Here is a 15429-nt window from a genome sequence, read left to right on the forward strand (position 1 = left end):
CGCCACGGTGAATCCGAAACGGGAAGGGGAGGATAAGTCCGAATGCCAGCAAACCATGCGTTGGCCGCAGGCACAAAATCACGCTTTGCAGCAAAGTCTCGTCGCAGTGTCCGCACTGGACCTCTGCTCGCTCCAGCAGTCATTCTGCTTTTGCTGTGGATGATCGTTCCACTGGCGATGACCTTGTGGTTCTCGTTTCAGTATTACAATCTCATCAATCCATTTATTACTGGTTTTGCCGGTTTCTCGAACTATTCCTTCCTGTTATCCGATCCGACCTTATGGTCCGCAATCGCCAAGACACTGATCCTTGTCGTGTCGGTTCTTGTGATATCGGTCGTCCTAGGTGTGCTGTTCGCGGTCATCTTCGATCAGGATTTCTGGGGCAAGAATATAGCGCGGCTTCTGGTCATTGCGCCGTTCTTCGTCATGCCAACCGTTTCGGCGCTGATCTGGAAAAACCTGCTGATGCATCCGGTGAACGGGCTGTTCGCCTTCATTTCACGCAGTTTCGGATTGCCGGTCATCGATTGGTTCTCACAGTTTCCAATGGCTTCCGTCATCATAATTGTGTCCTGGCAATGGGTGCCGTTTGCGGCGCTGATCCTGATGACGGCGATGCAGTCTCTTGATAGGGAACAGATGGAGGCTGCGCGCCTGGACGGGGCCAAAGGCCCGGTAATGTTCTATTATATCGTGCTGCCGCATTTGCTGCGCCCGATCTCGGTCGTCATCATGATCGAGACGATCTTTCTTCTGTCGGTGTTTGCGGAAATTCTTGTTACCACTTCGGGTGGACCGGGGATCGCCACGACGACGCTGACCTATTTCATCTATCTGAAAGCGCTCCTGCAATGGGATATCGGCGGCGCTTCCGCAGCCGGCGTCATCGCCATCATCCTTGCCAACATCGTTGCCGCGTTCCTGATCCGGACTGTCGCACGAAATCTGGATAATTAGGAGGGCTGACCGATGGCTGCAAAACGCAAGATCAACAAGGCTGCCGTCTCTGCCGGGATCATTGGCTGGATCGTGGCGTTGCTGATGTTCTTCCCGATCCTCTGGATGCTGCTTGCTGCATTCAAGACGGAAATTGACGCGGTGGCACCACCAAAACTGTTCTTCGAGCCAACGCTGGAGAATTTTGTCGCGGTCAATCAGCGTGCTGATTATTTCCGCTATGCCATGAACAGTGTCGTTGAAAGTCTGGGTGCGACTATTCTCTCGCTCATTATCGCGGTGCCCGCGGCTTATGCGGCAGCGTTCTTCCCCGGCAAGCGCACTAAAGACCTTCTTCTATGGATGCTGTCCACCAAGATGCTGCCTGCAGTCGGCGTGCTGGTGCCGATCTATCTTTTGGCACGCGATACTGGGCTTCTTGATACGCGCACCGGTCTCATCATCATCTTCACCCTGTCCAATCTGCCGATTGTGGTCTGGATGCTCTATTCCTTCTTCAAGGAAGTGCCCGGAGAAATCCTCGAAGCAAGCCGTATGGACGGTGCGAAAGTCGGCCAGCAGATACGCTATTTGCTTCTGCCGCTAAGCCTTCCGGGTATCGCGTCCACCGCGCTCCTTTCGATCATCCTTGTTGGAATGAAGCGTTCTGGAGCCTGAATCTGACGGCTTCGCAAGCAGGCCCGCTTACCGCCTTCATAGCGTCCTTCTCGTCACCGGAAGGGTTGTTCTGGGCAAAACTCTCGGCAGCTTCCACGCTCGCCATCGCGCCAATACTTGTCTTCGGATGGGTCACGCAGCGCCAGCTGGTGCGCGGCCTCACTTTCGGCGCAGTGAAATAAAGGGAATGAAATGGCTACACTATCACTGAAAAACGCCACCAAGTCCTTTGGCAATATTGATGTCATCAAAGGTGTCGATCTCGACATTGCAGACCGCGAATTCGTGGTTTTCGTCGGGCCATCCGGTTCGGGCAAGTCAACGCTTCTGCGCATGATTGCTGGGCTTGAGGAAATTACCGGCGGAGACCTCACGATTGATGGTGAGCGTATCAACGATACGCCGCCGGATGAGCGTGGTCTTGCCATGGTTTTCCAGACCTATGCGCTCTATCCGCATATGAATGTGCGCGACAATATGGGTTTTGCGCTGAAACTTGCAGGTGTTGCCAAAGCGGAACGTGATCGCAAGGTGGAAGAGGTTGCAAAAACGCTGCAGCTTGACCAATTGCTTGACCGCAAGCCGAAACAGCTTTCCGGCGGTCAGCGTCAGCGTGTTGCCATTGGACGCGCAATGGTGCGCGAACCGAAGATTTTCCTGTTCGATGAGCCGCTGTCCAATCTCGATGCCGCGCTCCGCGTGCAGATGCGTATTGAATTGGCGCGCCTGCACGACCGGCTCAATGCGACGATGATCTATGTCACGCATGATCAGGTGGAAGCGATGACGCTCGCACACAAGATCGTGGTTCTCCGCGACGGGAAGGTGGAGCAGGTAGGATCGCCACTGGAGCTTTATCATCATCCGGTCAATCGTTTTGTGGCTGGTTTTATCGGTTCACCGACCATGAACTTCATCGAAGTCAAAGCCAGTGCCGTCGATACCGACGGGGTGACAGTTCAGCTTGCAAATGGACGTTCGGTCAAAGCGCCTGTCAAAAGCGAAGGCGTAAGCGCTGGGGCGCCGCTGGTTCTCGGTATTCGTCCGGAACATCTTCATCCGGCAGCGGATGGTATCCTCGAAGGTGAGATCATGGTTGTCGAGCGCCTTGGTGGTGAGACCTATCTCTATGTGCAAAATGAAAGCGCAACCGGACTGATTGTTGCGGAGGCGGGCGGTGGCAGCGCAGCACGTGCACACGAAACGGCGAAACTGGGTTTTGACCCGACCGACGCGCATTTGTTTACACCCGATGGCAAGGCTTTGGAGCGCTTTGAACGGCATCCATTATTGCTGACGGAAAAGAAAACGCACCTGTGAGTGCAGGCTGCAATATCCCGGAGTATCCCCATGCGACTTAAAGACAAGGTGGCCCTCATCACTGGTGCTGCGCGCGGTATCGGACTTGGCTTCGCTGAAGCCTATGCGCGCGAGGGCGCGAGGGTTATTATTGCCGATATTAATATTGAGCGGGCAGAGGAGGCCGCACGCGGCATCGGTTCATCGGTCAAGGCGGTAAAGCTTGACGTGACCGACCTCAGTCAGATTGACAAGGTCGTTGCAGAGATCGACGCGGAATATGGCGGCATCGATATTCTGGTCAACAATGCCGCGATCTTCGATATGGCTCCTATCAACGAACTGACCGAAGACAGTTATGAGCGTGTGCTCGGTATCAATCTCAAGGGACCGCTTTTCATGATGAAGGCGGTCTCGAACGTGATGATCAAGCGCGGACGCGGCGGCAAGATCATCAATATGGCGAGCCAGGCCGGTCGTCGCGGCGAGGCGCTGGTGACCCTCTATTGCGCGTCTAAGGCCGCCATCATTTCCGCCACGCAGTCGGCTGCTTTGGCGCTAGTCAAGCATGGCATCAATGTCAATGCGATTGCACCGGGCGTGGTCGACGGTGAACATTGGGACGTGGTGGATGCGAATTTTGCCAAATGGGAAGGTCTGAAGCCGGGTGAGAAAAAAGCGGCGGTAGCGAAGTCCGTTCCAATCGGTCGCTTCGCGACGCCGGAAGATATTACCGGCATGGCCGTTTTCCTTGCATCATCTGATAGCGACTACATCCTCGCCCAGACCTTCGGCGTTGACGGTGGCAACTGGATGGCTTGAGACAGGGCCGGGACACACAATGAAAGCGATCTATTTTACAGGCCACGGCGAAGCCGGACTGACTGATCTGCCGGAGCCAGCATTGCGGCCGGGACACGCCTTGATCGACGTCAGGGCGTCGGGTTTGTGTCACACCGACATAGATGTTTTGCATGGCCGCTATGGGTCCAGCGCATTTCCGCTGGTGCCAGGGCATGAATATGCGGGCATTGTGGTCGCGGTGGCGGAAGACGTGACCAATGTGAAGGTGGGCGACCGCATTGCGGTCGATCCGAATATTCCCTGCGGTCATTGCCGTGCCTGCCTCAAGGGACTGACCAATCTGTGCTCGGACTTAAAGGCCTATGGGGTAACCCATAATGGTGGCTTTGCAGGCATGAGCCTTGTCGATGCCAGCCATCTCCATTCCATTGGCAATCTGCCTTTTGACGTAGCAGCACTCGCGGAACCACTTGCCTGTGTCCTCAACGGTCTTGGCGCAGCGGAACTGAAAATCGGCTCACAAGGTGCCGAAAATGCACTCGTCTTCGGTGCAGGCCCGATTGGCTTGTTGCTAGCCTTATCGTTGAAGGCGCAAAGCGTGCAACAGGTTGCCGTGGCTGACATCAACGAACACCGTCTGACTTTTGTCGAAAGTCTCGGCCTTGAGCCAGTCGTGTCGGGCTCGGAAATGCTGGATAAGCGTAAGCGCAGTTTCGATTTTGTTGCCGATGCGACCGGTATCGCCAAGGTCGTTGAAAGCATGATTGGCTTCACGGCTGACGGTGGTACGGTGCTGGTGTTTGGCGTTTGCGCACCTGACGCGCGGATTTCGATTGCGCCTTTCGACATTTTCCGTCGTCAGATCCGAATTGCCGGGTCACATTCGCTGAACCGCAACATTCCGCAGGCCTTGGAAATCCTGAAAAAGGACAAGGGCGAAATGGCGCGCCTCGTTTCGCATCGGCTGCCGCTCAGTGAAATGCTGTCGTTCTTCACCAAGCACGGTGGCGATCCAGCTACGATGAAAGTCCAGTTCGTACCCGATTGAATTGAAGGAAATCGTCATGACCAAGCTGTCGCGCGCAACGCTCCAGAGCTTCGACAAGGTACACAAACCCGGCTACGATCCAACCGGTTTGAAACCGGGCATCGTGCATTTCGGCGTCGGCAATTTTCATCGCGCTCACCAGGCTGTCTATCTGGACGATCTGTTCGGAATGGGTGAGGGGCACGATTGGGCGCTGGTCGGCGCTGGTGTGCGTGGCAGTGATGATGCCATGCGGGACACGCTCAAGGCGCAAGACTGGCTTACCACAGTTGTCGAACAGGAAGCCGATTATGCGGGGGCAAGGATTACCGGTTCCATGATCGATTATGTAACCATATCGACCGAAGAAGGGCGAAAGGCTTTGATGGCCTATCTCACATCGCCCTCTACTCGCATTGTTTCCATGACGATCACTGAAGGTGGTTATTATATCGATCCGGCCAGCCAGACCTTTGATCCTGCTCATCCTGATATTGTGGCAGATGCCACTCATCCGGACCAGCCAAAGACCGTGTTCGGCTTAATCGTGCAGGCACTGAAACTGCGCAAGACGGCGGGTGTTCAACCTTTCACCGTCATGTCGTGCGATAACATTCCGGGCAACGGGCATGTGACGGAAGATGCCGTCACCGGCCTCGCGAAGCTTAGTGATCCGGCCTTTGCCGACTGGATTTCAGCTAATGTCGCATTTCCGAATTCCATGGTGGATCGCATTACGCCAGCCACTGGTGCACGCGAGCGTGAAATCGCTGCGAAAGATTTCGGGGTTGAAGATGGCTGGCCGGTCTTTTGCGAAGTTTTCAAGCAGTGGGTGGTAGAGGACAATTTCCCCACTGGGCGTCCTGCGTTGGAAAAAGTCGGTGTCACGTTCACTGATCAGGTCGCTGCTTATGAACTGATGAAAATCCGCATTCTGAACGGCGGTCATGCAGCCATTGCCTATCCGGGTGGACTGCTCGACATTCACTTCGTGCATGAGGCGATGGAGCATCCGCTGATCCGGCGCTATCTGGAAAAGCTCAGCAAGGATGAGATCATTCCGGAAGTGCCACCCGTGCCGGATACCAATCTCGAAGACTATCGCATCCTCATCGACGAACGCTTCGCCAATCCAAGCATCGGCGATACGATCCGCCGCCTTTGCCTTGATGGCTCCAACCGTCAGCCGAAGTTCATTCTGCCCACTGCTTCTGATCGGGTGGCAGAAGGCAAGTCTGTGACAGGGCTGGCGCTTGTTTCCGCATTCTGGTGTCGTTACTGCTATGGCACGACCGATAGCGGCACGGTTATTGAGCCGAACGATCCGTCATGGGACCGCCTGAAAAAGCAGGCGGCTCTTGCAAAAAGCAATCCGGCGGCATGGCTTGCGATGGATGATATCTTTGGCTCGCTCGCTTCAAATCCAGCTTATGTGGCGGCTTTTTCATCCGCACTTCTGCGCATCTGGCAGGATGGGACTGTCAAAACGCTCGAGCGTTATCTGGCAAGTGAGCCGCTATAACTGAAAATTACAATGCGCCCGGATAGACCCTTACCGGGCGGTTGTCCTTGACCGACTCCATCACCACAAATGTCGATGTGCTTGCGACATTGGGCAGGCTCGATATCTTTTCGCCCAGCACCTCGCGGTAACGCCGGATGTTGGGCGTTCGCACCTTCAGAAGATAGTCGAAAGAGCTTGCGATCATATGGCATTCTTCGACTTCACGTATCTTGCGCACGGCCGTGTTGAACGCCTCAAGCGCGGCTTCGCGTGTGTCGGAAAGCTTGACCGTCGTGAAGGCGATATGATCGAGACCGAGTTTCTCAGGGTCGATGGCCGCACGAAAGCCGACAATATAGCCTTCATCGACCAGTCGTTTCAGCCTTGCCTGGCATGGTGTCTTGGAAAGACCGACCTTTTTCGAGAGTTCCGTGACAGGAATGCGTCCGTCTTCGCTCAATACTTCCAGAATACGCCGATCGAACTGGTCCAGATCGTCTACAGAATCTATCTTTCGCATTCTTTTAGCCTACTTTGGAGCCTATAATAAGATCGATAATCCTTTATATGGAGCAAATGAAGGCAGAATGCAATTTGCACAAATGATAGTGTGCGCCCACTTAAAGCAGAGCTAAACTGGGCAAAGACGCTCGGGGCTGTTTTCATTTGTGAGCATTGCACCATGACCGACACCATACCCGCTCCTATCAATCCGGTTTTCCAGAATTTTGCGCCGCCGATCCGCGAGCAAAGCGCACTGAGGCAGGCGATTACCGCCGCTTATCGCCGCCCGGAAGCTGAATGCGTTTCCGCGCTGGCTGCACAGGCCGCCTTGCCGGAAGAAACAGCCAAGCAAGTCCGTTCCACGGCTCGCAAGCTGATTGAAGCGCTGCGCGCCAAGCACAAGGGTACAGGCGTCGAAGGCCTGGTTCATGAATATTCGCTGTCGAGCCAGGAAGGTGTGGCGCTCATGTGCCTTGCCGAAGCGCTGCTGCGTATTCCGGACATGGCGACGCGTGATGCGTTGATCCGTGACAAGATTTCGAATGGCGACTGGAAATCTCATATCGGTGGTGGTCGTTCGCTCTTCGTCAATGCTGCAACCTGGGGACTTGTCGTTACCGGCAAGCTGACCAACACGGTCAATGATCGCGGCCTGTCAGCTGCCCTGACACGTTTGATCGCTCGTTGCGGCGAACCTGTCATTCGTCGCGGTGTAGACATGGCCATGCGGATGATGGGCGAACAGTTTGTCACCGGCGAAACCATCGACGAAGCTTTGAAGCGCGCCAAGCCGCTGGAAGAACGCGGCTTCCGCTATTCCTACGACATGCTGGGCGAAGCCGCGACCACCGCTGCCGACGCCGAGCGTTACTACAAGGATTACGAAACCGCCATTCACGCCATTGGTCGCGCTTCCGCCGGTCGCGGCATCTATGACGGCCCCGGCATTTCCATCAAGTTGTCCGCTTTGCATCCGCGCTATGTCCGCGCGCAAAGCGAACGCGTCATGGGAGAGCTGCTGCCGAAGGTGAAGGCGCTGGCCGCTATCGCCAAGTCCTATAATATCGGTCTCAACATCGATGCCGAGGAGGCAGACCGTCTGGAACTGTCGCTTGATCTGTTGCAGAGCCTGATCGAAGATCCGGATCTGGCAGATTGGGAAGGCATCGGCTTCGTGGTGCAGGCCTACGGCAAGCGCTGCCCGTTCGTGCTCGATTTCATCATCGATATGGCCCGTCAGAACAAGCGCCGCGTCATGGTTCGTCTGGTGAAGGGTGCCTATTGGGACGCCGAAATCAAGCGCGCACAGGTTGACGGTCTGGAAGACTTCCCGGTTTATACCCGCAAGGTACATACCGACGTTTCCTACATTGCATGCGCACGCAAGCTTCTTGCGGCGACAGATGCTGTTTTCCCGCAGTTTGCAACGCATAATGCGCAGACGCTGGCCACCATCTATCATTTGGCTGGTCCAGATTTCAAAACCGGAAAGTTCGAGTTCCAGTGCCTGCATGGTATGGGTGAGCCGCTTTATGATGAAGTCGTAGGTGCCGAAAAGCTCGGCCGTCCGGCCCGCATCTATGCGCCGGTCGGCACACATGAAACGCTTCTGGCCTACCTTGTTCGCCGACTTCTCGAAAACGGTGCGAACTCGTCTTTCGTCAATCGCATCGGCGATGAAAGTGTCTCCGTCGATGAGCTGATCGCGGATCCGGTTGATGTCGTTCGCTCAATGGCTGTCGTCGGAGCACGCCACGACCAGATTGCCCTGCCGGAGAATCTCTATGGCGCTCGCAAGAACTCTGACGGTTTCGACCTGTCGAACGAAGTCACGCTCGCTGAACTCAGCAAGATTCTGAAAGACAGCGCTGACCGCGTGTGGACATCGGAACCTCAGCTTGCCGGAACCAAGGTAAAAGGCACCAGCCGCTCGGTTCTCAACCCCGGTGACCGGAACGATGTTGTCGGTACGGTGACGGAGATCGCCGAAGAAGATGTGGCGAAAGCCATGAAAGCTGCACAGAAGGCAACGGCAAGTTGGTCTGCGGTTGCGCCAGCCGAACGTGCGGCTTGTCTTGAGCGCGCAGCGGATATCATGCAGCGTGATATGCCGGTTCTGCTTGGCCTCATCATGCGCGAAGCCGGCAAATCCATGCCGAACGCGATTGCTGAAGTGCGCGAAGCCATCGATTTCCTGCGTTATTATGCAGAGCAGACCCGTCGTACGCTGGGCGTCGGCCACAAGGCGCTTGGACCTATCGTCTGCATTAGCCCGTGGAACTTCCCGCTGGCGATCTTTACCGGTCAGATCGCAGCCGCACTCGTTGCAGGCAATCCCGTGCTGGCAAAGCCTGCCGAAGAAACGCCGCTGATTGCAGCACAGGGTGTTCGCATCCTGCACGAGGCTGGCATTCCAGCGGATGCGCTGCAACTTCTGCCGGGGGATGGCCGCATTGGGGCCGCGCTGGTTGCTGCGGAAGAGACTTGCGGCGTGATGTTCACCGGTTCGACCGAAGTGGCGCGCCTCATTCAGGCTCAGCTTGCCTCGCGCCTGTTGCCGAACGGCAAGCCAATCCCGCTGATTGCCGAGACCGGTGGTCAGAATGCAATGATCGTGGATTCGTCCGCTCTGGCCGAGCAGGTCGTGTTCGACGTGATTGCATCGGCATTCGACAGTGCGGGTCAGCGTTGTTCGGCGCTCCGCGTTCTCTGCCTGCAGGAAGATGTCGCAGATCGTATCCTGACGATGCTGAAGGGCGCGCTCAGGGAACTTTCCATCGGCCGCACCGACAAGCTGAAGGTGGACATTGGGCCGGTTATCACTGATGAAGCCAAGAACATCATCGAAAAGCACGTTCAGGGTATGCGCGATCTCGGTCGCAAGGTTGAGCAGCTTCCGCTTGGTCCTGAAACCCAGAATGGAACTTTCGTTGCACCGACCATTGTCGAGATCAATTCGCTTCGCGATCTGAAGCGGGAAGTCTTTGGCCCGGTTCTGCATGTCGTGCGCTACAAGCGCGATGATATGGAGCGCCTGATCGATGATATCAATGCGACCGGCTACGGGCTTACTTTCGGCCTGCATACGCGCCTTGATGAGACCATCGCCAATGTTGCGGATCGTATCCGTGTCGGAAACGTCTATATCAACCGCAATGTTATTGGCGCGATTGTCGGCGTGCAGCCATTCGGCGGACGCGGCATGTCCGGCACTGGTCCAAAGGCAGGTGGTCCGCTCTATCTCGGACGTCTCGTGGAAACAGCTCCAATCCCGCCGCGTCATAGCTCGGTTCACACTGATCCGGCGCTCAAGGATTTTGCGAAATGGCTTGGCCAACGCGGCATGAACGATCTGGCTCAGGCTGCGCGCGACACCGGTAGCGCTTCGGCTCTCGGTCTTGACCTTGAATTGCCGGGTCCTGTTGGCGAGCGCAATCTTTATGCGCTGCATCCGCGTGGAAATATCCTGCTGGTTCCGCAAACGGAAGCAGGCCTTTATCGCCAGATGACGGCTGCCCTCGCTACGGGCAATACTGTGTATGTCGACGAGGCTTCAGATTTGCGGAATGTCCTGAAAGATGTTCCAGCTTCAGTCGCAGCGCGCACGATCTGGACGAATAACTGGGAATCGGACGCACCGTTCGCTGGAGCGTTGGTCGAAGGGAACGCTGAACGCATTGTCGAGATCAACAAGAAGCTTGCAACGCTTCCCGGACCGTTGGTTCTGACACAAGCCGCCTCCACGGAAGAACTGGCAGACAACCCGGATGCCTATTGTCTCAACTGGTTGCTGGAAGAAGTTTCGACTTCGATCAACACCACGGCAGCTGGTGGCAATGCCAGCTTGATGGCAATTGGCTGATCTCCTTGGGGACAGGCAACAACTAAAAGGCGGCTTAGGCCGCCTTTTTCTTTTATCGATATAAGTTTGCATGGCTGTGCAATGATAGTTGAAAACAGAATGATTTGATTATTTTTTATAATTTCAGAATAAAATTTACAAAGGCATTGACAGGCTTTCATAAAAGGCAAACACTGTGCACACGCTTGCAAAAGCGTCGGCGTGGAGGCGCCGTATAAAGGGAGGAAAACAATGCGTTCAGCATTTCTGGTTGCGGCGCTGGCCGCAGGTGTATCTTCATTCGCTTTTTCTGCGCAGGCCGCAGGCAATCTCAATCTTATCTGTTCCGCGGACGTGGTCATCTGTGAGCAGATGAAGAACATGTTCGAGAAGGATACTGGCATCAAGGTCAACATGGTACGGCTTTCCTCCGGTGAAACCTATGCCAAGGTGCGGGCCGAAGCGCGCAATCCGAAGACAGATATCTGGTGGGCCGGTACCGGCGATCCGCATCTTCAGGCTGCGGCCGAAGGGCTGACGCTCGAATATAAATCCCCGATGCTCGACCAGCTGAATGATTGGGCCAAGAAACAGGCCGAAAGCTCCGGCTTCCGCACGGTTGGCGTTTATGCCGGTGCGCTCGGTTGGGGTTACAACACCGATATTCTTGCCAAGAAGAACCTGAAAGAGCCGAAATGCTGGGCCGATCTGCTTGATGCGTCCTATAAGGGCGAAATCCAGATGGCCAATCCGAATTCTTCCGGTACCGCCTACACGGCACTGGCAACGCTTGTTCAGATCATGGGTGAAGACAAAGCCTATGATTATCTGAAGAAGCTCAACGAAAATGTATCGCAGTACACCAAGTCGGGCTCGGCTCCCGTCAAGTCGGCTGCGCGTGGTGAAACTGGCATCGGCATCGTCTTCATGCATGATGCAGTATCGATGACGGCAGAAGGTTTCCCGATCAAGTCAGTCGCACCGTGTGAAGGCACAGGCTACGAAATCGGTTCCATGTCGATCATCAAGGGTGCCAAGAATCTCGAAAATGCGAAGAAGTGGTACGACTGGGCGCTGACCGCCGAAGTGCAGTCGCACATGAAAGATGCGAAATCCTTCCAGTTGCCTTCGAACAAATCAGCCGAGGTTCCAAAGGAATCCCCGCGCTTCGAGGACATCAAGCTCATTGATTATGACTTCAAGACCTATGGCGAACCCGCCAAGCGCAAGGAATTGCTCGAGCGCTGGGATAAGGAAATCGGTGCACACGCCAACTGATCTTTCATTGGCTTGAAATCCGGGTGCGCCGCTCTTGTTGTGCGACGCACCTGTCCCGGATGAGGGAACAAGGCAGCGGTTTTCCTGAAATATGCAGGAGCCGGCGCACCTGGAGCATTTCCAGTTTAAATTGAATCATTGGAAATGCTCCATCTCTTGTTTCTACGCATTATCCTGCGCAAAACCGCTTCGCACTTTTGCTGGAAATGCTCTAGCCATTCCTTGGAAATCCCCGATCTGGAGGGACGCGGACATCCATGAAACAGCATAATCGCAGACTGGATATCGTTCTGGCACTTGCACTCGCGGCATTTGTCTTGTTGCCGTGGTATCGCATAGAAGACGGCTTTCTGAGCTTCGGCTGGCTCGCTGGAATGTTCGGTGATGGTGCAACGGCGCCCGGCCTTTGGCAGATAGCCTTCTTCGGGCGGCCTTGGATTGGCGCTGTTGCTGTATTCATGCTGCTTTGTGCCGGTGCCCGCTTGCTATTGCCTGTTGAACGTCGGAGCGGTGTTCTGATATGGGCGAGCCTTCTTGGTGTACTTGTCCTGACGCTGCAAGGCTTGGCCATCGGCTTTTCCGGCTGGAACTGGACCATCAGTGAAAACCTGTTCGGCGCACTTTCTGAAGGCCAGCCAGCCTTCGGCGCTGGAGCAATCCTGACAGGTCTCTGCTTTCTGCTGATTTTCTCGTTTGGTCTCGCAGAACGCGGCGTCATGAAGGGGGACGCTTTTGTCGTCTCTTCCATTACACTGCTGGTTGCATTGGTGGCTGTATTCGTCTTCTATCCTGTTATCAGCATGTTTGCAGGGTCGGTGCAGGATTTCGACGGTTCTTTCAAACCTGAGGGGTTTATCGGCAATATTCAGGATTCCTCAATCTGGAGTCTGGCCTGCGTTATCGGCGAAGGGCGATGTGGCGTTGCATGGCGCACGTTATGGCTGGCTCTGATGACTGCGACTGGTTCTACAGTGCTGGGGCTTGCCTTTGCACTGGTTGCGACCCGCACAGGCTTCCCTTTCAAGAAAGGCTTACGGCTTCTCACCATATTACCGATCATCACGCCGCCCTTCGTTGTCGGTCTTGCATTGACGCTGCTTTTTGGCCGCGCAGGCGTGGTGACGGAACAGATTTCCAATATATTCGGGGTGGAGCCGGGACGGTGGCTTTATGGCCTCACCGGCATATGGATCGCGCAGGTCCTGTCTTTCACCCCGATTTCCTTCCTCGTACTTATCGGTGTTGTCGAGGGTGTGTCACCGTCGATGGAAGAAGCATCTCAAACTCTGCGCGCTGATCGCTGGCGTACGTTTCGCAGGGTTTCTCTGCCGCTGATGGCACCGGGGCTTGCCAATGCGTTTCTCATTGCTTTCATCGAAAGCATGGCGGATTTCGGCAATCCTATGGTGCTCGGAGGCAGCAATGGCGTGCTTTCGACTGAAATCTTCTTTGCCGTGGTTGGTGCGCAGAACGATCCATCGCGCGCGGCAGTTCTCGCAATCGTGCTGCTCTGCTTTACATTGACTGCGTTTCTTATCCAGCGCGTCTGGCTCTCAGGCAAGAACTTCGCAACTGTGACCGGCAAAGGCGATTCCGGTATGCATGCCGGGCTGCCACGCGGCCTAAAGATCGGCGTTTATGCCCTTGTCATTCCTTGGATGATTTTCACTGTCGTTGTTTACGCGATGATCCTTATTGGCGGCTTCGTGCGTCAGTGGGGGCTCGACAATACATTGACAGTCGAGCACTACGCGCGGGCGTTTTCCCTCAATTGGACAGAGAGTGGCATTGCGTGGACCGGTGTGGCATGGAATTCATTCTGGACGACGATGGAAATCTCGCTAATCTCGGCTCCGCTGACTGCTGCTGTCGGGTTGCTGACGGCCTATCTGATCGTTCGCCAGCGCTTTGTTGGACGGAACGCCTTCGAATTCGCCTTGATGCTGAGCTTCGCAATTCCCGGCACCGTCATCGGCGTCAGCTACATCATGGCTTTCAATCTGCCACCGCTTGAAATGACTGGCACGGCGCTGATCCTGATTGCATGTTTCGTCTTCCGCAACATGCCAGTGGGTGTGCGTGGCGGCATCGCAGCAATGAGCCAACTCGACAAGAGCCTCGACGAAGCCTCGCTGACGTTGCGGGCAAACAGCTTCCGCACGATCCGCAAAGTCATTCTGCCACTGCTGCGTCCCGCAATCACAGCTGCATTGGTCTATTCCTTCGTGCGTGCCATCACGTCCATCAGCGCGGTTATTTTCCTCGTTTCGGCGCAATACAACATGGCGACATCCTACATTGTCGGGCTGGTCGAAAACGGTGAATTCGGCGTGGCTATCGCTTATTCATCGATGCTGATTGTCGTGATGATCGTGGTCATTACAGGCTTCCAGCTCCTCGTGGGTGAACGCAAACTCAGGCGCGAGAACCGCGTTGCGGCTGTCCCCCCCGTCAAAACCGTTCGTCAGGAGAAAACCGCATGACTGCGATCCGTCCCGGCTCCGTTACATTTGAAAATGTCACCAAGAAATTCGGTAATTTTACCGCCTTGCCCGATCTGTCCCTGACCGTCGAGCCGGGAACTCTGGTGACGCTCCTTGGACCATCCGGTTGCGGCAAGACGACGACATTGCGGCTGCTGGCTGGGCTTGAACATCCGACTTCGGGTCGCATTCTGATCGGTGGCAAGGATGTGACCAATCTGCCAGCCAATGAGCGGGATGTGTCCATGGTCTTCCAGTCCTATGCACTCTTTCCGCATATGAACTCGCTCGACAACGTGGCCTACGGCTTGGAATCTTCAGGTTTGAAAAAAGCGGAAGCGCGCGAACGTGCGGAAGAGGGGCTGAAGCTCGTCGGTCTTGCAGGAATGGGGCATCGCCTTCCGGCAGAACTGTCGGGTGGCCAGCAACAGCGCGTGGCCGTAGCGCGCGCGCTTGTGCTTGAACCGCAGGTTCTGCTTCTGGACGAGCCGCTTTCGAACCTCGACGCTCGCCTGCGCCGCCGTGTGCGCACCGAAATTCGCGAGCTTCAGCAGCGGCTCGGGTTTACCGCCGTCTATGTCACGCACGACCAGGACGAGGCGCTCGCTGTCTCCGATACGATCATCGTCATGAAGGAGGGCAATATCGCACAGAAGGGAAGCCCTCGTGATCTCTATGAAACACCGGCCTCAGCCTTTATCGCGGATTTCATGGGAGAGGCGAATGTTGTGCCGTGTGAGGTGATGACGGCAGATGGGGGCGAAGCTGTCATTCGTGTGGGCAGCCTGACCCACCGGGTTACCGCGCGCAACGCTCGACCAGGTCCGGCGCAACTTGCTATCCGGCCCAACGCGGTGACCTTGCAGCCAAAGGCTGGCGGCGGATTCCCCGGAAGGGTTGCCCATTCGGCCTATCTTGGCGATCATATCGAGTATGAAATCGAGACCGAGCACGGCAAGCTTTTCATTGTCGATCCGGCGGTCGAGGAGGCTCTGCCGCCGCAAACCGATGTATCGATCGAGTTCAAAACGCGCGGACTTGCCATTATCAATCAATAGGCGCAAAAACGTCG

General features: G+C 55.6%; 10 protein-coding genes and 1 pseudogene. 10 read left to right on the plus strand and 1 reads right to left on the minus strand.

Going from position 1 to position 15429, the window contains the following annotated elements; all coding sequences use genetic code 11:
* The first annotated feature begins 42 nt into the window (after window positions 1-42).
* The 6 genes and pseudogenes from LJ361_RS14240 to LJ361_RS14265 all read left to right on the plus strand — a co-directional run bounded on the left by LJ361_RS14240 (window position 43) and on the right by LJ361_RS14265 (window position 6269).
* Window positions 43-960, plus strand: a complete 918-nt coding sequence (locus LJ361_RS14240; protein ID WP_010659039.1) for a carbohydrate ABC transporter permease — start codon at window positions 43-45, stop codon at window positions 958-960.
* 12 nt (window positions 961-972) lie between these two features.
* Window positions 973-1799 (plus strand): annotated as a pseudogene (locus tag LJ361_RS14245) (carbohydrate ABC transporter permease).
* A gap of 10 nt (window positions 1800-1809) precedes the next feature.
* Window positions 1810-2937 (plus strand): ABC transporter ATP-binding protein, encoded by a 1128-nt coding sequence (locus tag LJ361_RS14250; RefSeq protein WP_151606383.1) that lies wholly within the window; start codon window positions 1810-1812, stop codon window positions 2935-2937.
* A 30-nt stretch (window positions 2938-2967) separates the two neighbouring features.
* Window positions 2968-3738 carry an L-iditol 2-dehydrogenase gene (locus tag LJ361_RS14255; protein WP_010659036.1) on the plus strand — a complete coding sequence of 257 codons (771 nt, stop codon included), beginning with the start codon at window positions 2968-2970 and terminating at the stop codon, window positions 3736-3738.
* Between the two features lie 19 nt (window positions 3739-3757).
* Window positions 3758-4768 carry a zinc-dependent alcohol dehydrogenase family protein gene (locus LJ361_RS14260; protein ID WP_010659035.1) on the plus strand — a complete coding sequence of 337 codons (1011 nt, stop codon included), beginning with the start codon at window positions 3758-3760 and terminating at the stop codon, window positions 4766-4768.
* A 16-nt stretch (window positions 4769-4784) separates the two neighbouring features.
* Complete coding sequence (locus tag LJ361_RS14265) at window positions 4785-6269, plus strand: mannitol dehydrogenase family protein (protein WP_010659034.1); 1485 nt, start codon at window positions 4785-4787, stop codon at window positions 6267-6269.
* Between the two features lie 7 nt (window positions 6270-6276).
* Here the strand turns inward: LJ361_RS14265 and LJ361_RS14270 are convergent, their stop codons facing one another.
* Window positions 6277-6771, minus strand: coding sequence for an Lrp/AsnC family transcriptional regulator (locus LJ361_RS14270; protein ID WP_010659033.1), 495 nt, complete (start codon window positions 6769-6771; stop codon window positions 6277-6279).
* 162 nt (window positions 6772-6933) lie between these two features.
* Between LJ361_RS14270 and putA the strand changes: the two genes are divergently transcribed.
* From putA to LJ361_RS14290, 4 genes are all read left to right on the plus strand, one after another.
* A complete protein-coding gene (putA, locus tag LJ361_RS14275; RefSeq protein ID WP_010659032.1) occupies window positions 6934-10617 on the plus strand; it encodes a trifunctional transcriptional regulator/proline dehydrogenase/L-glutamate gamma-semialdehyde dehydrogenase in 3684 nt (1227 codons plus the stop codon).
* A gap of 231 nt (window positions 10618-10848) precedes the next feature.
* Complete coding sequence (locus LJ361_RS14280) at window positions 10849-11874, plus strand: ABC transporter substrate-binding protein (protein WP_010659031.1); 1026 nt, start codon at window positions 10849-10851, stop codon at window positions 11872-11874.
* A 257-nt stretch (window positions 11875-12131) separates the two neighbouring features.
* Window positions 12132-14357, plus strand: coding sequence for an ABC transporter permease (locus LJ361_RS14285; protein WP_264811816.1), 2226 nt, complete (start codon window positions 12132-12134; stop codon window positions 14355-14357).
* A complete protein-coding gene (locus tag LJ361_RS14290; protein WP_010659029.1) occupies window positions 14354-15415 on the plus strand; it encodes an ABC transporter ATP-binding protein in 1062 nt (353 codons plus the stop codon). Before LJ361_RS14285 ends, LJ361_RS14290 begins: the two co-directional genes overlap by 4 nt.
* Window positions 15416-15429: the final 14 nt, after the last annotated feature.

It is taken from the genome of Brucella sp. JSBI001, assembly GCF_026014005.1.
GTDB lineage: Bacteria > Pseudomonadota > Alphaproteobacteria > Rhizobiales > Rhizobiaceae > Brucella > Brucella anthropi.